The sequence below is a fragment of the Desulfobacula sp. genome, assembly GCF_021107415.1.
In genome coordinates this window covers 1-3,764 of the sequence record NZ_JAIOSW010000272.1, presented here as the reverse complement: position 1 = coordinate 3,764, position 3,764 = coordinate 1, and the positions used below count along the sequence as shown (strand labels likewise).

Genomic DNA, 3,764 nt, shown 5'->3' with positions numbered 1-3,764 from the left:
CGTACAGCTAAACTTGCAACTATAAATAAAGAATTATACCAAGAAATAAAAGACCGAAAACAAGTCGAAAAGGAACGAGAACAATTGATAAAAAAATTACGGCAAGCACTTGAGAACATTAAAACGCTAAGCGGTTTGATTCCTATCTGCTCCAGCTGTAAAAAAATAAGGGATGACAAGGGGTTCTGGAAACAAATAGACGTATACATCCAAAAACATTCTGATGCAAAATTCAGCCATGGTATTTGCCCTGAATGTTCAGAAAAACTCTATGGCAAAGAAGACTGGTATATTGAAATGAAAAAAGAGGAGAGCCAAAATGAATAATGGCCATATTTTGGTCTCAATAATCCTCTTTGAAAGTTCTGAATATCAAATCTCCTTGCAAATATGGGTTGATCCCGGCAATGTTCAATGATTCAATTATGTAATAATGAATTGATTAGAAAATCTTCAGTAAAGGTATTTTTATAAATTTATTTACCCCCCCCCTTACGACTTGCCTGTCATTGCAATTTATTGGCCGCCAGTGTATATCATGTACCAAAAGATAAATGATATAAAGGGGTTGAAAAATTATATGGGGGGACCGCATAAAGTCAGGCAGATGATGAAGGCCGAAAGAGAGATGGCCAGGCGACGGTTCAGGCGGCAAAGAAACAGGAATTATCTTGCTAAACCCGGTATTCATGACTGTGTGATTGTGCTGGACCATTTAAAGCCAACCTATAATATTGGAAAAATTTTCAGAAGTGCCGATGCCTTTGGGGTCCGTGAAATCCACCTGGTCGGTATTGATTTTTTTGATCCGGGTCCGGGCATGGGGGCTTTTAAATGGGTTCCAGCCATATTTCACAGCAACTTTCATTCTTGCTATACAAACCTGATTAACAAAGGCTATCTGCCGTTTATCCTGGAGCCCGGAAAAGGTGAGTCCATTACCAAAACAGCCCTGCCCCTTAAAAGTGCCTTTATCTTTGGTCATGAAGAATTCGGGATCAGCTTTGAACCCGACCTGTTTCCACAAATCAGGCGGCTGACCATTCCCCAGTTTGGGAAATCCCAAAGCCTGAATGTAAGTGTGGCAGCCTCTATAATTTTATATGAATATATCCGGCAGCATGGAATAATTGACAAAAAACCCCCGGGTCCTAAAATCATGGAAAATTTAAAAGGATTGAAAAACTATTTATGAAAACAAAAAAGGTAATTAACCATATTGTCCAATGGCTTGATACCTATCTTGACAAATCCAGCTTAGCAGGGTTCACCATTGGTGTTTCAGGCGGTATTGATTCTGCTGTTACCTCGTGCCTGTGTGCAAAAACCGGCAAACCTGTTCTTGCACTGAATATGCCCATCTACCAGGCAAAAGACCAGGTATCCAGAGCGTCTGCCCATATTGCATGGCTCAAAAAAAACTTTGATAATGTTAACGGTGTTGATCTTGAGCTTTCCTCTGTTTTTGATCAAATAAAAAAAATATTCCCTGCCCATATTCAGGATGGCCTGACCATGGCCAACACCCGTGCGAGACTCCGTATGCTGACCTTATATGCCTTTTCTTCCAATCATAAAATGCTGGTGGCAGGAACCGGCAATAAAGTTGAAGATTTTGGGGTAGGTTTTTATACCAAGTATGGGGATGGCGGCGTGGATATCTCCCCCATTGCAGATCTCATGAAAACTCAAGTTTATGCCCTGGGCAAAGACCTGGGTATCATGGAAGATATCCTGACAGCAGCTCCGACAGACGGGCTATGGGGAGACGACCGGACCGATGAAAGCCAGATAGGTGCCAGTTACGCAGAACTGGAATGGGCCATGCAGTATCTGGATTCTAGCCAAAAGGAATCCTTGAATGAGAGACAAAAAAAAATCCTTTCCATTTATAAAAAATTTCATGCCGCCAATCAGCATAAAATGGCCCCTATACCGGTATGCCGTATTCCAGAGGATTTAAAAAAATAACCAACCCGCTTCTTTGGAAATCTTGGCAAATGCGAGTATAATTAGAATTGTTTTTAATTGGAATGATCAGAAAAAACGTAAGGGATCAAAAAAACAAAACAGGCGACCAGAAAAAAGCTTCCGCCTAAAAACCCAATCCAGTCTCCGGATCGGAGACTGGAAGCCATAAAGAACAGGGCGGATACGATAAACAGTATCCACCCCATTATTTGACAGGTTTTTTCAAATTTTTTAAAATTTTTCGCTTCCATCCGATACCCTATCGCCCACAAATGAATGGGTTATAATAACTTTTCAATACCTATTTAATACCAATATCCTTTGGCCGGACCATGATCCCGTCCCTGGTATAATCGGAATAAAAAAGCATCCAATGGTCATTGGGAGAATCTCCAGAAACCAGGATGGTTTTTTTAATTTATTTTATCTGTCCTATTTAATCCACCGCGGTTTAATGAACTTACTATCCTTGTAAGGTGTCAGTGGTGGATCTGCAAACAGGGTTACCAGCTCACCGTTCTGTACCTGGTAGTGAACTATGGGAGCGCCGGGTTGTGCATGCAGGGTATTATTTTCACCCCATGTAATGTCACCCATTAACCCCTTATAAGGTACGTTTTTGAGATGCTTATTGACTGCCTTGAAATCATAAGCATCACCTGCAGCTTTAGCAGCTTCGGCCCAGGCCATGAAACTCGTATAGGTGATAAAGGATCCTACCCCAAGATCATGTTTGTATCGTTTTTTATACTTGTCCAGCCATGCCTGTGCTTCGGCAGTGGGTGCTGCAGGTGTCGGTACACCTGCGGGCATCTGACCCAGAACACCATCGGCTTTCCTGCCCAGGGTGCCGACGACCTCAAGGGGGGTAATACTCCAGCCCAGACTGATAATTGTATTGGTGGGTTTTTTTAAGAATTGACGGACAAAGGTAATGGGTTCCTGTGAGGCTGCTATTTCAAAGTGAATAACCGCCGGTTTGATCCTTCGTATTTTGGTTAAAATAGGTCCCCACTCATTGGTACCATAAGGAACGATCTCATGAAGCGCTACTTCCCACCCGATTTCTTTAAACCGTTTGGCCATAACTTCCCCGATTTCCCCTCCCCAGGCGTCATCCGTATTGATGAGCACGACCTTTTTATTGGGATAATCATAGGGTAATTTCTGCAATGCGTTAAACACACTGCCCCCCTGATCCGCTGCAACATCGGTCATAAAGTAAGTATTATAATATTTCCCCGGATCTTGTCTGAACACATCAACCGATGCCTGGGAGCCATCATCAATAAAAAAGGGCACATCGTATTTTCCATACGCCCTGACATCCGCTCCAGCACCGGCCCAACCCGCAACCACAACTGCAACTTTCTTTTGGGCCATCAGATAATCAGCACCCTGCATAACCACTTCAGGTGCAAAATCCTGATTGTCAAACATAACAATCTCAAGTTGTTTGCCTAACAAACCACCTGCTGCGTTGATCTCATCCACAGCCATTTCAACGCCTTTAAAATAGTTATCTCCGGAACCGGCATAATCTCCGGTCAAAGAGAACGCACAACCCACCTTAACGGTATCTGCAGCAATTGCCCATGATCCCAATACCATGCAGGTTCCAACAACCAGCGACATCAAACCAATTTTTTTCATTTTAATCCTTCCTTTTTATAAGTTAAAAATGCTCACAAGAAATCCCATACCATCCTTAAGGGCTTGATTCGTGTGTTTCATTCCTGTGTTTCAATTGTTCTGTTCTCTTTTTTTGTCATTCTGAAGACAGAGAATTTTCG

The 3,764-nt window shown here is 42.4% G+C and carries 4 protein-coding genes and 1 pseudogene; 3 read left to right on the top strand and 2 right to left on the bottom strand.

The window, feature by feature from the left end; translation table 11 throughout:
• From K8S13_RS14385 to nadE, 3 genes and pseudogenes are all read left to right on the top strand, one after another.
• Positions 1 to 327: pseudogene (locus K8S13_RS14385) on the top strand (hypothetical protein); the annotation flags it as partial.
• A gap of 253 nt (positions 328 to 580) precedes the next feature.
• Positions 581 to 1,195, top strand: a complete 615-nt coding sequence (locus tag K8S13_RS14380) for a TrmH family RNA methyltransferase (protein WP_291463500.1) — start codon at positions 581 to 583, stop codon at positions 1,193 to 1,195.
• Positions 1,192 to 1,971, top strand: coding sequence for an NAD(+) synthase (nadE, locus tag K8S13_RS14375; protein WP_291463498.1), 780 nt, complete (start codon positions 1,192 to 1,194; stop codon positions 1,969 to 1,971). The genes K8S13_RS14380 and nadE overlap by 4 nt, the downstream gene beginning before the upstream one ends.
• Before the next feature lie 53 nt (positions 1,972 to 2,024).
• Here nadE and K8S13_RS14370 read toward each other — a convergent pair whose 3' ends face one another.
• Entirely contained in the window at positions 2,025 to 2,222 is a 198-nt protein-coding gene (locus K8S13_RS14370) for a hypothetical protein (RefSeq protein ID WP_291463496.1), read from the bottom strand.
• Positions 2,223 to 2,403: 181 nt separating this feature from the next.
• On the bottom strand, positions 2,404 to 3,624 hold the full coding sequence (locus K8S13_RS14365; protein ID WP_291463495.1) for an ABC transporter substrate-binding protein: 1,221 nt from the start codon (positions 3,622 to 3,624) through the stop codon (positions 2,404 to 2,406).
• Between the last annotated feature and the right edge of the window lie 140 nt (positions 3,625 to 3,764).

Bases quoted from the DNA above. Each gene is read 5' to 3' on its own strand.
- K8S13_RS14380 (WP_291463500.1), top strand. From the start codon at position 581: ATGGGGGGACCGCATAAAGTCAGGCAGATGATGAAGGCCGAAAGAGAG.
- nadE (WP_291463498.1), top strand. From the start codon at position 1,192: ATGAAAACAAAAAAGGTAATTAACCATATTGTCCAATGGCTTGATACC.
- K8S13_RS14370 (WP_291463496.1), bottom strand. From the start codon at position 2,222: ATGGAAGCGAAAAATTTTAAAAAATTTGAAAAAACCTGTCAAATAATG.
- K8S13_RS14365 (WP_291463495.1), bottom strand. From the start codon at position 3,624: ATGAAAAAAATTGGTTTGATGTCGCTGGTTGTTGGAACCTGCATGGTA.